The organism is Nocardioides hungaricus (genome assembly GCF_054782915.1).
Genome location: NZ_BAAGRO010000019.1, coordinates 101,512 through 117,178, shown reverse-complemented (window position 1 = coordinate 117,178; position 15,667 = coordinate 101,512). Strand labels below are relative to the sequence as shown.

At 73.7% G+C, this 15,667-nt stretch carries 17 protein-coding genes; 7 read left to right on the top strand and 10 right to left on the bottom strand.

Annotated features, from left to right (window positions below):
• Nucleotides 1-57: 57 nt before the first annotated feature.
• A complete protein-coding gene (locus tag ACYVKX_RS08145; RefSeq protein WP_460830514.1) occupies nucleotides 58-285 on the top strand; it encodes a FitA-like ribbon-helix-helix domain-containing protein in 228 nt (75 codons plus the stop codon).
• On the top strand, nucleotides 282-737 hold the full coding sequence (locus ACYVKX_RS08140; protein WP_460830512.1) for a PIN domain-containing protein: 456 nt from the start codon (nucleotides 282-284) through the stop codon (nucleotides 735-737). Before ACYVKX_RS08145 ends, ACYVKX_RS08140 begins: the two co-directional genes overlap by 4 nt.
• Here the strand turns inward: ACYVKX_RS08140 and ACYVKX_RS08135 are convergent.
• The 6 genes from ACYVKX_RS08135 to ACYVKX_RS08110 all read right to left on the bottom strand — a co-directional run bounded on the left by ACYVKX_RS08135 (nucleotide 703) and on the right by ACYVKX_RS08110 (nucleotide 7,164).
• Nucleotides 703-2,019: a hypothetical protein gene (locus ACYVKX_RS08135; RefSeq protein WP_460830510.1), complete on the bottom strand. Its 1,317-nt coding sequence runs from the start codon at nucleotides 2,017-2,019 to the stop codon at nucleotides 703-705. The two genes, ACYVKX_RS08140 and ACYVKX_RS08135, sit on opposite strands and share 35 nt — an antisense overlap.
• Nucleotides 2,016-2,525 (bottom strand): SigE family RNA polymerase sigma factor, encoded by a 510-nt coding sequence (locus ACYVKX_RS08130; RefSeq protein ID WP_460830507.1) that lies wholly within the window; start codon nucleotides 2,523-2,525, stop codon nucleotides 2,016-2,018. The genes ACYVKX_RS08135 and ACYVKX_RS08130 overlap by 4 nt, the downstream gene beginning before the upstream one ends.
• Nucleotides 2,526-2,620: 95 nt before the next feature.
• Nucleotides 2,621-4,363: an ABC transporter ATP-binding protein gene (locus tag ACYVKX_RS08125; RefSeq protein WP_460830505.1), complete on the bottom strand. Its 1,743-nt coding sequence runs from the start codon at nucleotides 4,361-4,363 to the stop codon at nucleotides 2,621-2,623.
• Nucleotides 4,360-6,090 (bottom strand): ABC transporter ATP-binding protein, encoded by a 1,731-nt coding sequence (locus tag ACYVKX_RS08120; protein ID WP_460830503.1) that lies wholly within the window; start codon nucleotides 6,088-6,090, stop codon nucleotides 4,360-4,362. Before ACYVKX_RS08120 ends, ACYVKX_RS08125 begins: the two co-directional genes overlap by 4 nt.
• A gap of 59 nt (nucleotides 6,091-6,149) precedes the next feature.
• On the bottom strand, nucleotides 6,150-6,608 hold the full coding sequence (locus ACYVKX_RS08115) for a DUF6328 family protein (protein WP_460830500.1): 459 nt from the start codon (nucleotides 6,606-6,608) through the stop codon (nucleotides 6,150-6,152).
• A gap of 13 nt (nucleotides 6,609-6,621) precedes the next feature.
• The gene (locus ACYVKX_RS08110) at nucleotides 6,622-7,164 is read right to left on the bottom strand and encodes a YbaK/EbsC family protein (RefSeq protein ID WP_460830497.1); all 543 of its coding nucleotides are present in this window, start codon (nucleotides 7,162-7,164) and stop codon (nucleotides 6,622-6,624) included.
• A gap of 72 nt (nucleotides 7,165-7,236) precedes the next feature.
• Here ACYVKX_RS08110 and ACYVKX_RS08105 point away from each other — a divergent pair, with 72 nt between their 5' ends.
• Entirely contained in the window at nucleotides 7,237-8,127 is an 891-nt protein-coding gene (locus ACYVKX_RS08105; protein WP_460830493.1) for a glycerophosphodiester phosphodiesterase family protein, read from the top strand.
• On the opposite strand, the gene ACYVKX_RS08100 is transcribed toward ACYVKX_RS08105, so the two are convergent.
• The 4 genes from ACYVKX_RS08100 to ACYVKX_RS08085 all read right to left on the bottom strand — a co-directional run bounded on the left by ACYVKX_RS08100 (nucleotide 8,105) and on the right by ACYVKX_RS08085 (nucleotide 10,520).
• Complete coding sequence (locus tag ACYVKX_RS08100; RefSeq protein ID WP_460830491.1) at nucleotides 8,105-8,401, bottom strand: hypothetical protein; 297 nt, start codon at nucleotides 8,399-8,401, stop codon at nucleotides 8,105-8,107. The two genes, ACYVKX_RS08105 and ACYVKX_RS08100, sit on opposite strands and share 23 nt — an antisense overlap.
• Nucleotides 8,398-9,588 carry a PspC domain-containing protein gene (locus ACYVKX_RS08095; RefSeq protein WP_460830488.1) on the bottom strand — a complete coding sequence of 397 codons (1,191 nt, stop codon included), beginning with the start codon at nucleotides 9,586-9,588 and terminating at the stop codon, nucleotides 8,398-8,400. The genes ACYVKX_RS08100 and ACYVKX_RS08095 overlap by 4 nt, the downstream gene beginning before the upstream one ends.
• A 135-nt stretch (nucleotides 9,589-9,723) precedes the next feature.
• Complete coding sequence (locus ACYVKX_RS08090) at nucleotides 9,724-10,092, bottom strand: AAA family ATPase (RefSeq protein WP_460830486.1); 369 nt, start codon at nucleotides 10,090-10,092, stop codon at nucleotides 9,724-9,726.
• 161 nt (nucleotides 10,093-10,253) lie between these two features.
• Entirely contained in the window at nucleotides 10,254-10,520 is a 267-nt protein-coding gene (locus tag ACYVKX_RS08085) for a hypothetical protein (protein WP_460830483.1), read from the bottom strand.
• Nucleotides 10,521-10,772: 252 nt separating this feature from the next.
• On the opposite strand from ACYVKX_RS08085, the gene ACYVKX_RS08080 reads away from it, so the two are divergent.
• The 4 genes from ACYVKX_RS08080 to pcrA all read left to right on the top strand — a co-directional run bounded on the left by ACYVKX_RS08080 (nucleotide 10,773) and on the right by pcrA (nucleotide 15,667).
• Nucleotides 10,773-12,065 carry an ATP-binding protein gene (locus tag ACYVKX_RS08080; protein ID WP_460830479.1) on the top strand — a complete coding sequence of 431 codons (1,293 nt, stop codon included), beginning with the start codon at nucleotides 10,773-10,775 and terminating at the stop codon, nucleotides 12,063-12,065.
• Nucleotides 12,058-12,723, top strand: coding sequence for a response regulator (locus tag ACYVKX_RS08075; protein ID WP_460830476.1), 666 nt, complete (start codon nucleotides 12,058-12,060; stop codon nucleotides 12,721-12,723). The genes ACYVKX_RS08080 and ACYVKX_RS08075 overlap by 8 nt, the downstream gene beginning before the upstream one ends.
• A gap of 96 nt (nucleotides 12,724-12,819) precedes the next feature.
• A complete protein-coding gene (locus tag ACYVKX_RS08070; RefSeq protein ID WP_460830472.1) occupies nucleotides 12,820-13,176 on the top strand; it encodes a hypothetical protein in 357 nt (118 codons plus the stop codon).
• Between the two features lie 46 nt (nucleotides 13,177-13,222).
• Entirely contained in the window at nucleotides 13,223-15,667 is a 2,445-nt protein-coding gene (gene pcrA / locus ACYVKX_RS08065) for a DNA helicase PcrA (protein WP_460830469.1), read from the top strand.

Genomic DNA, 15,667 nt, shown 5'->3' with positions numbered 1-15,667 from the left:
CAACGTCGTCCGGTGAGTGATGGCAGGTGATATCGTGTAGAGGATATCGGAGGTGTCATGGAGCAGATCCTGATCCGCAACCTTCCCGCCGGGACCAAGGCTGCGCTGCGCGTTCGCGCCGAGCGCCATCGCCGGTCGGTCGAGGCCGAGGCACGCGCGATCCTCGCCGGGGCGCTCGAGCGCGAGCCCGTCACGATCGTCGAGCTGTTGAGCACGGACGAGGGCGCCGACCTCGAGTTCGAGCCCGAGCGTCTGGGCCTCGCCGGCCGCACTCCCGAGCTGTGAGGTACCTCCTCGACACCAACGTGGTCTCCGCGCTCCGGGTCCGCGGACGCCATCGGACGGTCGAGGCCTGGGCCGCCTCCGTCCCCGTGGGCGACCAGTTCGTCGCGGCCACGACCGTCGCCGAGATCGAGCGGAGCGTCGTCGCCAAGGAGTGGTCCGATCCGGCGCAGGGCGAGGTCCTGCGCCGGTGGTTCGACGAGCGTGTCCTGCCTGCCTTCGCCGGCCGGGTGCTGCCGTTCGACCTACCGGCCGCACGGATCCTCGCCGGCTACCGGGTCCCCGAGCACGCACCGCTCGACGACGCCCTCCTCGCCGCCGTCGCACAGGCGGCCGAGATGGTGGTCGCGACGCGGAACACCAAGCACTTCAGGCCTCTCGGCGTCCGGTGCCTCAACCCGTGGCAGGCCGATGCCCGGGTCAGCGGCCCGTCGCGACCGCCTCGCCGACCTTGATCTCCCGGATCCGGTAGCCGCCACGTTCCAGGACGAGCCGGAACGTGGCCCGTCGGTACGGCGTGTACGCGTCGCGCACCTGCTCGCGGTAGAGGGCGACGACCTCGGCCACCACCTGGCCCGGCGCGGTGGTGCGGATGAAGCGCATCCGCTCCTCCTTGTAGCCGATCTCGGAGTAGAGCTCGGGAAGATCCGCCGGCCCGCTCCACAGCGCCGCCGCGCCCGTCCGATCGCCCACGTCGAGCAGGTCGACGTACGCCGCCACCACCTCGCTCGGGCTCGACGACTCGTCCACCGTCGGCCGGGGCGTCCCGGCCTCCGCGACGAGCCGGTCGAGGATCCGCCGCGCGTCCGGGCCGGGACCGAGGCGTCCGGGGTCGCTCATGATGCGGTAGACCCGGTCGCCCCAGGCCGTCTCGCCGACGAGCAGCAGCGTCGGTGCGTCGGGGTTGTACGGCCCGTTCGGGGGAGCCGGCACCCGGTCGGTCAGCAGCACGCGCAGGTCATCCGGGGAGACCGGCACCGGGAGCGGATCCAGCTCGCTCACGGTCTGATAGCGCACGCACAAGACGGCGGTGGTCATCTCGCCGGGGCGCGCCACGGGCGAGGTGCCGCCGAGCTCGCAGCTCGGCGTCGTGCCCGGGGTGTCCGGCGGGTCGAGCGTGGCCCGCTGGGCCCGGAGCAGCCGGACGAACAGGCGGTACGGCGCCTCCGGGTTCGTGCGGGTCACCGAGCCCACCTGGAGGTCGCGGCAGCCGTAGAGCCTGCCGGCGACGGTGCGGGTCTCCCCGCCCTCGTAGGCGAACGCGAGCTGGTAGCCGGTGCCGAAGTCCAACTCGCATCCGGTCCCGCGCTCGAGCTCCGGCTGTGCGTTCACCAGCTCGACCACTCGGTCGACGTCGGTCGTGAGCGCGTCGGCGGGTGCGTCGAACGGCGTCCCGGGGCCCTGGCAGAGCCGGACCGCGGTGGCTCCGGCGGGCAGCGTGCCCGGCCCGGTCGGTCGCTGGTCGGTGGGCGGGCAGGTCAGCTCGGACGCCTGCGTGGTCGGGGTGGTGGCGACCGGGTCGGCGTCTCCGTCGGCGCCTGAGAGCGCGGCGGGCACGGCGACCGCGGCCCCGACCACGGCCCCGACCACGACAGCCGCCACGGCGACAGTCGTGGCGGCGGTGCGCCGGCGGTGGCGGCGTACCCGCTCCGCGACGGCGGTACGGCGCTCGGGCCGGTCGGGCGGGGTCGGCACGATCCGGTGCAGGGTCTCGCTCAGTCGCCGCTCGTCGGTCATCGGTCCTCCTCGGTGCGCAGGGCGGGGGAGGAGCGCAGCGCGGCCAGCGCGCGCGAGGCCTGGCTCTTGACGGTGCCGACGCCGCAGCCGAGGACGGCCGCGGTCTCGCGCTCGGACAGGTCCTCGAACCAGCGCAGCACGACCACCGCCCGCTGCCCGCGGGGCAGCGTCGCGAGTGCGGCGAGCAGGTCGCGCCGCAGCTCGAGATCCGGGCCGGGCTCGGTGGCCTCGGGCAGCCGCTCGGTCGGCCGCTCGCCGTTCCAGCGCCGCCGCCACCAGGACACGTACGTCGTGTACATGGTGCGCCGCACGTACGCCTCGAACCCGCCGGCGTCGCCGATCCGGTCCCAGGCGGCGTACGACTTGGCCAGCGCCGCTTGCACGAGGTCCTCGGCGAGGTGACCGTCGCCGGTGAGCAGCCAGGCCGAGCGCCACAGCGCGTCGCCGCGGGCCGCGACGAACGCGTCGAACGTCGTCACCTGTGCCGTCTCCACCGCCGGGTCCATCGCGCTCCTTCCGACGACCAGAACGCGCGAGGGGTTCCGAGAGGTTGTCAGCCGAGACCGTCCGTTCTTCCGCGGCCTGCGTGGGGCTCGGCCGGTCACCCCCGCCCGTGCCAGCTCTCCCAGAGGGCGGCGTAGGAGCCGCCGGCCGCGACCAGTTCGTCGTGGGAGCCGAGCTCGGCGATCCTGCCGTCCTCGACGACCGCGACCCGGTCGGCGTCGTGGGCGGAGAAGAGCCGGTGGGCGATCGCGACGACCGTCCGGCCCTCGAGTACGGCGGCCAGCGACCGCTCCAGGTGGCGGGCCGCGCGGGGGTCGATGAGGGAGGTGGCCTCGTCGAGCACGAGGGTGTGCGGGTCGGCGAGCACCAGCCGGGCGAGCGCGACCTGCTGGGCCTGGGCGGCGCTCAGCGCGCGGCCGCCGGAGCCGACCTCGGTGTCGAGGCCCTCGGGCAGCGCGTCGACCCAGTCGAGGGCGTCGACGGCCGCGAGCGCGCCGCGGATGTCGGCGTCGGCCGAGCCCGGCCGGGCCAGGGCGAGGTTGTCGCGCAGGGTGCCGGCGAAGACGTGGTGCTCCTGGGTGACCAGCGCGACGTGGCCGCGCAGGTCGTCGAGCGGCAGCTCGGTGAGGCCGACGCCGCCGACGGTGACCGAGCCGGTGCGCGGTGGGTGGATGCCGGCGAGCAGCCGGCCGAGGGTGGACTTGCCGGCGCCGGACGGGCCGACCATCGCGATCCGCTCGCCGACCCCGATCGACAGGTCGACGCCGTGCAGGACGTCGCGGCCCTCGACGTACGAGAAGCGCACGTCCGCGGCCTCGATCCGCTCCCCGTCCGGCTCGCGGCCGGTGACCTCGCGGTCGTCGGGCACCTGGGCGACGCCGAGCAGCCGCGCGAGCGAGGCCGCGCCGAGCTGGAGCTCGTCGAGGATCGACACCACCCGGTCGACCGGGTCGATCAGCATCTGCACGTACAGCGTGGCGGTCGTGACCGCGCCGAGGCTGACCTCGCCCTGCGTGTAGAGGTAGCCGCCGAACAGCAGCGTGGCGACCGTCGGGATCAGGTAGGAGAACTCCATGCTCGGGAAGAACACGGTGCGCAGGAACAGCGTGTAGCGCTCGGCCCGGTACGACCCCGCGATGTCCTCGTCGATCGCGCGGACCCGCTCCTCGCCGACGCCGAGCGCCTCGACGGTGCGCGCGCCCTCGACGGTCTCGGTCAGCGTGGCGTTGATCTGGGAGTACGTCGCGCTCTCGCGCAGGTAGCCGTCCTTGGCGCGGCGGAGGTACCACCGCAGGCCGAGCACCAGCGGCGGCACGCCGAGCAGGCAGGGGAGCGCGACCCACCAGCCGACCGAGATCGCGGCGACGAGCGTGACGATCGCGGTGATCACCGCGATCGTCCACTCGGGCAGCGCCATCCGCACCGACCAGCCGAGCTGGTCGACGTCGCGGCTGGTGCGGGTCAGCAGGTCGCCGGAGCCGGCGGCCTCGACGGTGCCGACCGGCAGCGCGAGCGTGTTGTCGACGAAGTCCTCGCGCAGCTCGGCCAGCACCTGCTCGCCGAGCACCTGGCTGACGTAGCGGGCGAACCGGGTCAGCACGGTCTGCACGAGCAGGAAGCCGGCGAGCAGCGCGATGATCCGGTCGACGCGGCCGACGGTCGTGCCGTCCTGCACGGCCTGCACCAGGTCGCCGATCAGCCGCGGCGCGGCCAGCGCGGCCAGGGCGGCGGCGACGTGCAGCGCGACCGCGCCCCAGAGCATCCTCGGGTGCCGCCGGGCCAGCTGGACGGCGTACCGCCGCACGGCGCGGCCGTCCGCGACGGGGAGGTGGGTGCTCACGGCGACGCCACCTCGCTCAGGGACAGCTCGGTCTCGCGGGTGACGACGCGGCGGTAGTCGGCGTTCGTGTTCAGGAGTACGGCGTGCGTGCCGGTCGCGACCACGCGACCGTCGCGCAGGAACGCCACCTCGTCGGCGGAGTCGAGCATCAGCGGGCTCGTGGTGGTCACGACGGTCGTGCGGCCGGCGCGGTGCCGGCGCAGCCGGGCGGCGATGCGGGCCTCGGTGTGGGCGTCGACGGCGGAGGTCGGCTCGACGAGGACCAGGACCTCCGGCTCGGCCGCGAGGGCGCGCGCCAGCACCAGCCGCTGGCGCTGGCCGCCGGAGAAGCTGCGGCCGCGCTCGGCGACCACCGTGTCCAGGCCGTCGGGGAGCGCGTCGAGGATGTCCGCGGCCGAGGCCGTGTCGAGGGCGCGCCCGACGTCGCCGCGGCCGGTCACGTCGAGCCGGTCGCCGAGCCGGCCGGAGAAGAGCATCGCGGCGGTGTCGGAGACGACGACGCGGCTGCGCACCTCCAGCGGCGACAGCGCGGTCAGCGGCACCCCGCCGAGGGTGACCTTGTCGTCGACCGGCGCATGGGTCATGCCGAGCCGGTCGGCGAGCTCGGCCGAGTCGTCGGGCTGCTCGCTCGCGATCGCGGTGAGCACGCCGGAGCGCACCCGCAGTCCGCTGCGGGCGTCCGCGAGCTCGGCACCCGGCGCGGGCGAGGCGGCAGGCGACTCGGGCTCCGCCACGTCGGGGTCGAGGGCGAGCACCCGGCACACGCGGGAGGCGGCGACCCGGGCCCGGATGAGCTTGTTGGCGTACTCGGTCGCGGTCCGCAACGGGATCATCAGGAACGCCGAGTAGCCGTAGAACGCGACCAGCTCGCCGGGGCTGATCTCGCCCCGCACGGCGTACCGCGCGCCGATCCACACCACGATCACCACGAACAGCCCGGGCAGGAACACTTCCAGCGCATCGAGCACCGACTGCAGGCTCGCCACGCGGACGCCGGCGCGGCGGGTCGTCTGCGACTGCTCGGCGTAGCGGTCGTGGAAGATCTGCTCGCCGCCGATGCCGCGCAGCACCCGCAGGCCGCCGACGATGTCGCTGGCGGTGTTCGACAGCCGGCCCGTCAGGTGCCGCTGGTGCGCCGCGCGCCGCTGCAGCGGGCCGAGGATCGGCGCGAGGCCCAGCATCAGCAGGGGTACGCCGACCAGCACGACCAGCCCCAGCGTGACCGAGGTCTGCAGCAGGATCACGGACACGAGGACGAACGAGACGATCGCGCCGGCGAACCGGGCGGACACGTCCATCACCTGGCCGAGGTGGGACAGGTCGCTGGTGCCGATCGCGACGACCTCGCCGGTGGAGACCCTGCGGGGCAGGGTGCCGCCGAGGCGCGTGGTCTGGCGGGCGACCAGCTGGACGGTGCGGTAGGCCGCGATCAGCCAGTTCGTCACCGCGAACCGGTGCCGCATGATGCCGCTGGCGGCCTGCACCAGGCCGATGCCGAACAGCACGAGCCCCCACCGCAGCAGCTCGCCGGTGTCCCTCGCGGCGACGCCGAGGTCGATCGCGCGGCCGATCACGGCCGGGACGACCGCCTGCGCGCCCATCCAGACGATGCCGAAGAGCATGCCGCCGAGCAGCGTCCGCCACTGGCCCCGGGCCAGCCACCAGAGGAACCGGCCGGGCGACCGGTGGTCGGCGGTGCCGGGATGGTCGAGAGGAAGGTGCCGCACCCCCCTACGCTACGGAGTGGCCCCGGCCGCGGGCGAATCGATTTCGCGGCGAGCCCCCGTCACCTCCGCTCGAGGCGGTGGGGGAGCGCGAGCAGCAGCAGCGCGAGGACGCCGGCGATCGCGCCGGCGGCGACCGCGGCCCAGGTCCGGGCGACGACCACGTCGAAGATCAGCAGCACCATCCCGGCCACGAGCAGCGCGATGCAGGCGATCACGCCGTAGACCAGCCGGTGCGCCGACGCCACCACCCGCTCCTTGACGTGCCGCCCGCTGAGGCGGCGGTGGATCGCCACCGGCGTCATCACCAGCGCCGTGGTGAGCGCGGAGAGGAGCACCAGGGCCAGGTACAGCCCGACCTGGAACCGGTCGAGATCCGCGAAGCGGTCCTGGAAGGGCAGCGTGAGCAGGAAGCCGGCCGTGAGCTGCGCCCCGGTCTGCATCACCCGGAGCTCCTGGAGCAGGTCGTCGAACTTGCGGTCGAGCCGCTCCTCCTCGCTCTCGTCGCGTCCGCTGCTCATGAGGCCGGTCCGTTCATGAGGCCAGTCCCTCCACCACCTCGGCCCCGGGCAGCTCGCCGGCCAGGGCGCCGGGGATCAGCAGCTTGGACCGGCGGACGCCGGAGCCGATCACCGCCACCTCGATGTCGAGCACGCGGGTGTCGACCAGCAGCCGCCAGCCGCCCGGCAGCCCGACCGGCGTGATCCCGCCGTACTCCATGCCGGACTCCTCGACCGCGCGCTCCATGGAGAGGAACGACGCCTTGCGGACGTCGAGGGTGCGCTTGACCAGGCTGTTGACATCGGCGCGGGTGTCGGCGCGGACCAGGCAGGCGGCGACCCGCTCGGCGCCGTCGCGCCTCCCCGCCACCACGACGCAGTTCGCGCCGGTGTCCAGGCCGAGGCCGTAGGCCGCCGACATCGTGGCGGTGTCGGCGATCGCCGGGTCGATCTCGACCACGCCGACCCGCTCGGCGTACCGCCAGTCCCGCAGCGCGGCCAGCACCGGCGCGGCGAGCAGGTCGGGGCGCTCCAGGGCGGGGACGGTCGTGATCCGGCCGAGGGTCGGGCTGCTCATGGCCGTCATCCTGTCACCCGCCGTTCATGTCGCTCCCGCACGCGGGTCACCGTCCCCGCCTGTGCTGGAGGCATGCGCGAGACGATCGTGATCGCCCACCGCGGGGCGTCCGGCTACCGGCCCGAGCACACGCTCGCGTCGTACCGCCTGGCCGTCGCCCTCGGTGCCGACTACGTCGAGCCCGACCTGGTCTCGACCCGCGACGGGGTCCTCGTCGCCCGCCACGAGAACGAGATCGGCCACACCACCGACATCGCGCGGCGCCCGGAGTTCGCCGACCGGATGACCACCAAGGAGGTCGAGGGCCGCGAGATCACCGGCTGGTTCACCGAGGACCTCACGCTCGCCGAGCTCAAGACGCTGCGCGCGGTCGAGCGGATGCCGCAGACCCGGCCGCGCAACACCCGGTACGACGGGCGCTACGACGTGCCGACGTTCGAGGAGATCCTCGCGCTGGTCGAGGAGGAGTCGCGGCGGCTGGGCCGGCGGATCGGGGTCTACCCGGAGACCAAGCACCCGGCGTACTTCGCCGAGTGCGGCCTGGCCCTCGAGGAGCCGCTGCTGGCGGCGCTGGCCGGTCGGGACCTGCCGGTCTTCGTCCAGTCCTTCGACCCCGGCAACCTGCAGTGGCTGCGGCCGCGCACCTCGCTCCCGCTGGTGCAGCTGGTCGGCGGCAGTGGCCGCGTGGACCTGGTGACCGAGCCGGGGCTGCGCCGCGTCGCGCGGTACGCCGATGCGGTCGGTGTCGACAAGGAGCTGGTCACGCCGCGGGTGGTCGCCGACGCGCACGCCGCGGGGCTGGGCCTGCATGTGTGGACGCTGCGCGACGAGACCGACTCGATCGAGGACACCTGGGCGCTCCTGGACGCCGGGGTGGACGGCCTGTTCACCGACCACCCCGACACCACGCTGGAGGCCTGTCGCCTGCACACCTCCCGCATCAGGGTCCAGGCGGCGACGTAGCCGATCCGTCCTCGTCGGCCTGGCGGTCGGCCTGGTGGTCGGCCTGGCGGGTGGTCCACCTCCGGCTGCCGGACAGGGCCAGGGCGAGCAGGCCGCCGAGGCCGGCCAGCACCCACGGCACCGGCAGCAGCCAGCGGACGTCGCCGTCGCCGACCAGGTCGGCCTGGACCAGGGCCCACACGCCGACGATGGCGAGGAACGCGATGCCCATCACCAGGTGGCCGACGTTGACCGGATGCCGGCCGGACTGCCGTTCCGGCGCATTTGCGCTCATCGGTAGCTCACCTCGATCCGGCCGACGCCGAGCTGGGCGTCGATGGTGATCTCGGGGTCACGGGAGCCTCCTTGGGACACGGTCTTGCTGACGTCGATGCCGCCGACCTCCTCGCCGAACAGGTCGATGTCGCCCGGGCCGTCGACGTCCGCCGAGACGGTCGCGGCGAGGCCCTCGGGGAGGATCACCTCGATCCGGCCGGCGCCGCCCTCGACCCGGACGACGCGGTCGTCGAGGTTCGCGAGGTCGGTGACCTCGGTCAGGTCGATGACCTGCCGGCCGGCGCCGAGCCAGTAGCGACCGTCGACCTGGGACGCGCTGGTCGGCGTCACGGTGACCCGGTCGCCGTCCAGGCTGGTCGCGGCGGTGGCGCCGGCGAGCCCGGCAGCCGCGACCAGGCCGACGGCGATGACGCCGCCGGCGCGGCCGAAGAACGCGCCGACCAGCAGCATCGCGCCGCAGATGGCGACCGCGAGGGCGGGGTACGCCGGGGTGGCGACCCGAGCCCCGGCGATGTCGACGATCCCGAGGACCCCCACGGCCAGCGCGATCAGCGCGACCGTGAACCCGAACAGGATCGGGCCGCGCCGGCGCGGGTTCGGGGGCCGCACGTAGGACTGGAACGGCCGGACCGGCTCGGTGTGGTAGGGCTGCGGCGTGGGTGCGGCGGCCTGGGCGTCCGTCTGGGTGTAGGGCGGGGTGTACGCCGGCGGGGGCGGCGGCGCGGGCCGCTGGTTGTTGCGGGTGAGCACCCACAGCGCGACCAGTGCCACGATCGCCACTGGCCACGGGAACCAGAAGGCGCCCCAGGAGTCGCCGACCAGCGCGAGCGCGGCGAGCACGCCGACGATCACCAGCGCCACCGTGCGGGACCGCTCGTCGAGGTGGAACGGCGCGCGCCGGGCGCCGTCCTCGGGGACGAGCAGCCAGCAGGCGCCGTACACGATCAGGCCGGCACCGCCGAAGAACGCTAGGACGACGAACGCCACCCGCAGGATCAGCGGGTCCACGTCGAGGTGCCGCGCGAGCCCGCCGGCGACGCCGGCGACCTTGCGGTCGGTGCGGGAGCGGCGCAGCCGGCCCAGGTCGCGGGCCTGGTCGCCGCTCACCCGCGGGCCGGGGTCGCCGGCGGCGGGCGGGGGCGGCGCCGGGGGTGGTGACGGTGCCTCTGGCGGCGTACTGGTCATGGCACCAACCTTGACGCCGCCGACGCCGCCGGACCATCGGGGACGCCCCTGATCCCGGGCCGGGGAAGGCGGCTTCCGGCCAGGGTGCGCTCGGGGTCAGCCCTCACCCGTCGCGGGAGGCGTTGCAGCCGCCGGTCAGTGCCCGAGCTGCGCGGGGGAGCGCTTCGTGCCGTGCCGAGCCGGCGAGGATGAACTGCCCGGGGCGACCGGACCTGTTGAGCCGCGCCTTGATCGCGTCCAGGACGACCGGCGCGCGCTGGTACTCGTCGACCAACACGGGCGCGTTTCGTCGATCATCGTGGCGGGATCGCTCGCCACCGCCGCACGGGTGTCGAGATCGTCGAGATCGAGCACGGCCGCATCGAGTCGGTCCGCCAACTGGCGTAGCAAGGTGGACTTGCCCACCGTGCGCGGCCCTTCCATGAGCAGCACCGGGCTCTCCTGGTGCCGCTCGAGCGCCACCTCCTGGATCCTGCGCGTGACCAGTCCGCCGAGGCCCGTCATGGGCGGGATCCCACCGTCTTCTCCGGAACTGCCGGACTTCTAACTCCGGAACTGCCGACCCATAAGTTCCGGAACTGCCGGGGAACGCGGACTGCCGTGCAGGGCCGAGTGGGGATCGACCGCCGCGGCCAGCCCTGCACGGTCTCGGAAATCGCCGCCAATCAACGCGAGGTGGTGTGGAACCTTCCACTGACGATCCACACGACATATACAGCCATGAACCCGGCGAATCCTGCCCAGAACGCCGGCCGGCCCTCGAATCCCCGGAGCACCGAGGCCACAAAGAGCACCCAGCAGGCGAGAAGACCCAACGGAACCGCCAGACGCAGCCACTCCCTGCCTGGCCGGAGCTTCCCATAGAGCCACCAACCGAGGGCGCCGATGCCGGCACCCAGGACTGCTGAGGCGACAGACGCCAGTGCAGACATGGCGTGAGCCTAGCAATCCCAGATCCACAGGACGGTCGGCCCGATCTTCGGATCGTTCAAGGTGACGCACCTGCCGTAGCTGAGCGCTGTGTTTGCCCATGCCGAGGGGCGCCGCATCCGACGGCGACCGCCCTGGAGAAGGTCTCGGGGACGCCCCTGATCCCGGGCCGGGGAAGGCGGTCTCCGGCCAGGGTGCGCTCGGGGTCGGCCCTCATGGTGAGGGGGTCCGCGCTGTGTGACGATGGAGCCACGATGAGCAGCACCCACCCCACCGCGGCGGCCGCGGTCCCGCTCGGCGCGCGGCGCGCCACCCGCGACACCCAGGAGCCGATCTTCGGCGGCGTGGCCTCCGGCCTCGCGAGGCACCTCGCCGCCCCGGTGCTCTGGGTGCGCGCGGGCTTCGTGCTGGGCACCTTCCTCGGCGGCGCCGGCGTGGTGCTCTACGCCGCGTTGTGGGCGATGCTGCCGTCGGACTCGAGGTTCGAGACCAGCACGCCGGGCCTCGAGAGCGCGTCGCGCGGCGGCCGCCGCCCGGGCCGGATCCGGCGGCTCACCGACGTCGGGCCCGCGGTCGCGCTGGCCGCGCTCGGCTTCGGCGCGATCCTGCTGCTCGAGGCGGTCTTCGGCCGGGGCGCGGTCTTCTGGCCGCTGCTCATCGCGCTGGTCGGGGTGGGCCTGCTGTGGCGGCAGGCCGACGAGGCGCAGCGGGAGCGCTGGCTCGACCAGGGCGGCCGGATCGACCCGGTGCGGGTCGTGTTCGGCCGCGGCGGCTGGGCGTCGTACGCCCGGGTCGGCGCCGGCGTCGCCCTGATCGTCCTCGCCGTCGTGCTGTGGTCGATCCGCGGCGGCTCGCTGGGCCTGGCGCGCGACGTGTTCACCGCGTCGGTGCTCGCGATCGTCGGGCTCGCCATCGTGATCGGCCCGTGGATCTACCGGCTCGCCTCCGACCTCAGCGACGAGCGCGCCGAGCGGGTGCGCACCCAGGAGCGCGCCGACGTCGCCGCGCACCTGCACGACTCCGTGCTCCAGACGCTCGCGCTGATCCAGAAGAACGCCGGCGACAGCGCCACGGTCGCGCGCCTCGCCCGCGCCCAGGAGCGCGACCTGCGCGCCTGGCTCTACTCCGGCGAGTCGACCGACGAGCGCTCGATCGCGAGCGCGCTGCGCGGCGTGGCGGCCCGGGTCGAGGACGAGTACGGCGTATCCGTCGACGTCGTCACCGTCGGCGACTGCGACTTCGACGAGCGGCTGCGGGCGCTCGTCAACGCGACCGGCGAGGCGGTCACGAACGCCGCCAAGCACGCGGGGACCGGCCGCGTGGACGTCTACGCCGAGATCACCGACGCCGTCGTCGACGTGTTCGTCCGGGACCGGGGCCGCGGCTTCGACCCGGCCTCGGTGCCGGCCGACCGGTACGGCGTACGCCACAGCATCGTGGACCGGATGGCCCGGCACGGCGGCACCGCCGAGGTGCGGTCCGCGGCCGGGGAGGGGACCGAGGTGCGGCTGCACCTGGCGCGAGTTCAGGAGGAGAGCCATGAGTGAGGCCGGGAGTCCGGTGACGGTCGTCGTCGTCGACGACCACGCGATGTTCCGCCGCGGCGTGCGCGCGGAGCTGGAGTCCGCCGGCGAGGGAGCGGTCGAGGTGCTCGCCGAGGCCGCCGACGTGGACGAGGCCGTCGCCGCGGTCGAGGCGCACCGGCCCGCCGTCGTACTGCTGGACGTGCACCTGCCCGGGGGCGGTGGCGTCGAGGTGATGCGGCGGGCCCAGGCCGCGACGCCGGACACCCGCTACCTCGCGCTCAGCGTCTCCGACGCCGCCGAGGACGTGATCGGCACCATCCGCGGCGGCGCCCGCGGCTACGTCACCAAGACCATCACCGGCCCCGAGCTGGTCTCCGCGATCCGGCGGGTCGCCGAGGGCGACGCGGTGTTCTCCCCGCGGTTGGCCGGCTTCGTGCTCGACGCGTTCTCCGGCACGATCGAGGTCGCCGCCGTCGACGAGGACCTCGACCGCCTCACCGAGCGCGAGCGCGAGGTGATGCGGCTGATCGCCCGCGGCTACGCCTACAAGGAGGTCGCCAAGGAGCTGTTCATCTCCATCAAGACCGTCGAGACCCATATGTCCAGCGTGCTCCGCAAGCTCCAGCTCTCCTCGCGCCACGAGCTCACCCGCTGGGCCTCCGACCGCCGCCTGCTCTGACCGGGTCGTCCGCCTCTCGCGGGTGAATACGCCGCCCTCAGGCGGACGACCCACGCGCCGAGGAGGACGTCGCGCCGCCGAGGATAGGCTTCGGGCATGGACCTCCTGCGCCAGATCCTGCTCGTCCTCCACCTCCTCGGCTTCGCGGCCCTGTTCGGCGGCCTGCTCGTCCAGGTGCGCAGCCCGGAGAAGTCGGTGAACTCGCTGATGCGCGACGGGGCCGGTACGGCGTTCCTCGCCGGCCTGCTGCTCGTCGGGGTCCTGGAGGCGGGTGACGCCGAGGTCAACAACGCCAAGATCGCGGTCAAGGGCGTGATCGGCCTGGCCCTGCTGGTGCTGGTGATGGCCAACGTGCGCAAGCCGAGCATCGCCAAGGGCCTCTGGGCGCTGCTGCTCGGGCTGACCGTCGCCAACGTCGGCGTCGCGGTCCTCTGGTCCTCCGCCCACGCCTGACACTCGGGCGGACCTGTCGGCGCCCGGCCGTAGGCTGGGCACCGAGATGAGCAGCTCGATCCCGCTTCCCGGCCTGGAGTCCGTCGCACCCGAGGAGCCGCGTACGACGCGGCGCGGCCCGACCCCCGACGAGCTCCTCGACGGGCTCAACGAGCCGCAGCGCGCGGCCGTCGTCCACGCGGGCGCCCCGCTGCTGGTCGTGGCCGGGGCCGGGTCCGGCAAGACCCGGGTGCTCACCCGCCGGATCGCCTGGCTGATCTCCGAGCGCAAGGCGCACCCGGGGTCGATCCTGGCGATCACCTTCACCAACAAGGCCGCGGCCGAGATGAGGGAGCGGGTCGAGGACCTCGTCGGGAAGCGCGCCCGGATCATGTGGGTCTCGACGTTCCACTCCGCGTGCGTGCGGATCCTGCGCAAGGAGATCACGGCGCTGGACGTCGGCGGCTCGGGCTACAGGTCCAACTTCTCCATCTACGACGCCGCCGACCAGAAGCGGCTGATGACGCTGGTCTGCAACGACCTCGACCTCGACCCGCGCCGCTACCAGCCTGGCGCGCTGCTGCACTGGGTCTCGAACCACAAGAACGAGCTGCGCGACGCCGAGGAGGCGACCAAGGACGCGCACAACCGGCTGGAGGAGACCTACGCGGCGGCGTACACCCTCTATCAGCGCCGGCTGCGCGAGGCCAACGCGCTCGACTTCGACGACCTGATCATGCTGACCGTGCACCTGTTCCAGCAGCTCCCGGAGGTGCGCGAGACCTACCGGCGCCGGTTCCGGCATGTGCTCGTCGACGAGTACCAGGACACCAACCACGCGCAGTACGCGCTGATCCACCAGCTCTGCGCCGACGATCCGGAGCAGGTGGACGCCGAGCGGGTCGGGCCCGCCGAGCTGATGGTGGTCGGCGACGCGGACCAGTCGATCTACGCCTTCCGCGGGGCGAGCATCCGCAACATCCTCGACTTCGAGCAGGACTTCCCGAACGCCACGTCGATCCTGCTGGAGCAGAACTACCGCTCCACGCAGACGATCCTCACCGCGGCCAACTCCGTGATCAGCCGTAACAAGGGCCGCAAGGAGAAGCGGCTGTGGTCCGACGCCGGCGACGGCGAGCGGATCGTGGGGTACGTCGCCGACGACGAGCGCGACGAGGCCCGGTTCGTCACCGACGAGATCGACCGGCTCACCGACGAGGGCAGGTACCGCCCCGGCGACGTCGCGGTGTTCTACCGGACCAATGCGCAGTCCCGGGTCTTCGAGGAGGTCTTCATCCGCCTCGGGCTGCCCTACAAGGTCGTCGGCGGCGTCCGGTTCTACGAGCGGCGCGAGGTGCGCGACGCGCTCGCCTACCTGCGGCTGCTGGTCAACCCGGCCGACCAGGTCTCGCTGCGCCGCGTCCTGAACACCCCCAGGCGCGGCATCGGCGACCGGGCGGTGGAGTGCGTGAACGCGCTGGCCGAGCGCGACGGGCTCACCTTCTGGGAGGCGCTGCGCCGGGCCGCGGACGCACCCGGCCTCGCGACCCGGTCGCTGACCGCGATCCAGGGGTTCGTCGCGCTGGTCGAGGAGCTCCAGTCGATGGTCGACGGGGGAGAGCGGCCCGACGTCGTCCTGGAGACGGTGCTGGCGCGCTCGGGCTACCTCACCTCGCTGGAGGAGAGCGACGACCCGCAGGACGAGACCCGGCTGGAGAACCTCGCCGAGCTGGTCGCGGTCGCCCGCGAGTTCGCCGAGACGCCGCCGGATTTCGGGGAGGTCGCCGGGCCGTCCGCCGACCCGGCCGACGTCGACGCCGGCATCGTCGTGCCCGGCCTGGCCGACTTCCTGGAGCGGGTCGCGCTGGTCGCCGACACCGACCAGCTCCCCGACGACGACCCCGAGGACCCCGACAACACGGGCGTGGTCACGCTGATGACGCTGCACACCGCCAAGGGGCTGGAGTTCCCGGTGGTGTTCCTCTCCGGTCTCGAGGACGGCGTCTTCCCGCACGCCCGCGCGCTGGGCGACCAGCCCGAGCTCGAGGAGGAGCGCCGGCTCGCGTACGTCGGCGTCACCCGTGCCCGCGAGCGGCTCTACCTCTCCCGGGCGGTGGTGCGCTCGGCCTGGGGCGCGCCCTCGCACAACCCCGGCAGCCGCTTCCTCGACGAGCTGCCGGTCGACCTGGTCGACTGGCGGCGTACCGAGGCGGCGCAGACGCGCTGGGGCCGGCCCGACCTCTCCGGGGGCCAGCGCTTCGGCGAGCCGACGGCGGCGGGGCGCCGCCACTTCTCGTCGGCCGCGGTGCGTGCCGACGCGGCCGCGCGGTCCAAGCCAGCCCGGGAGATCCCCAGTCTGGAGCCGGGCGACCGGGTGCTGCACGACTCGTTCGGCCTGGGCACGGTCGTCGCGCTCGAGGGTGTCGGCGAGAAGGCCGTGGCGTCGATCGACTTCGGGTCCGAGGGCGTGAAGCGGCTGCTGCTGCGCTACGCGCCGGTGGAGAAGCTGTAG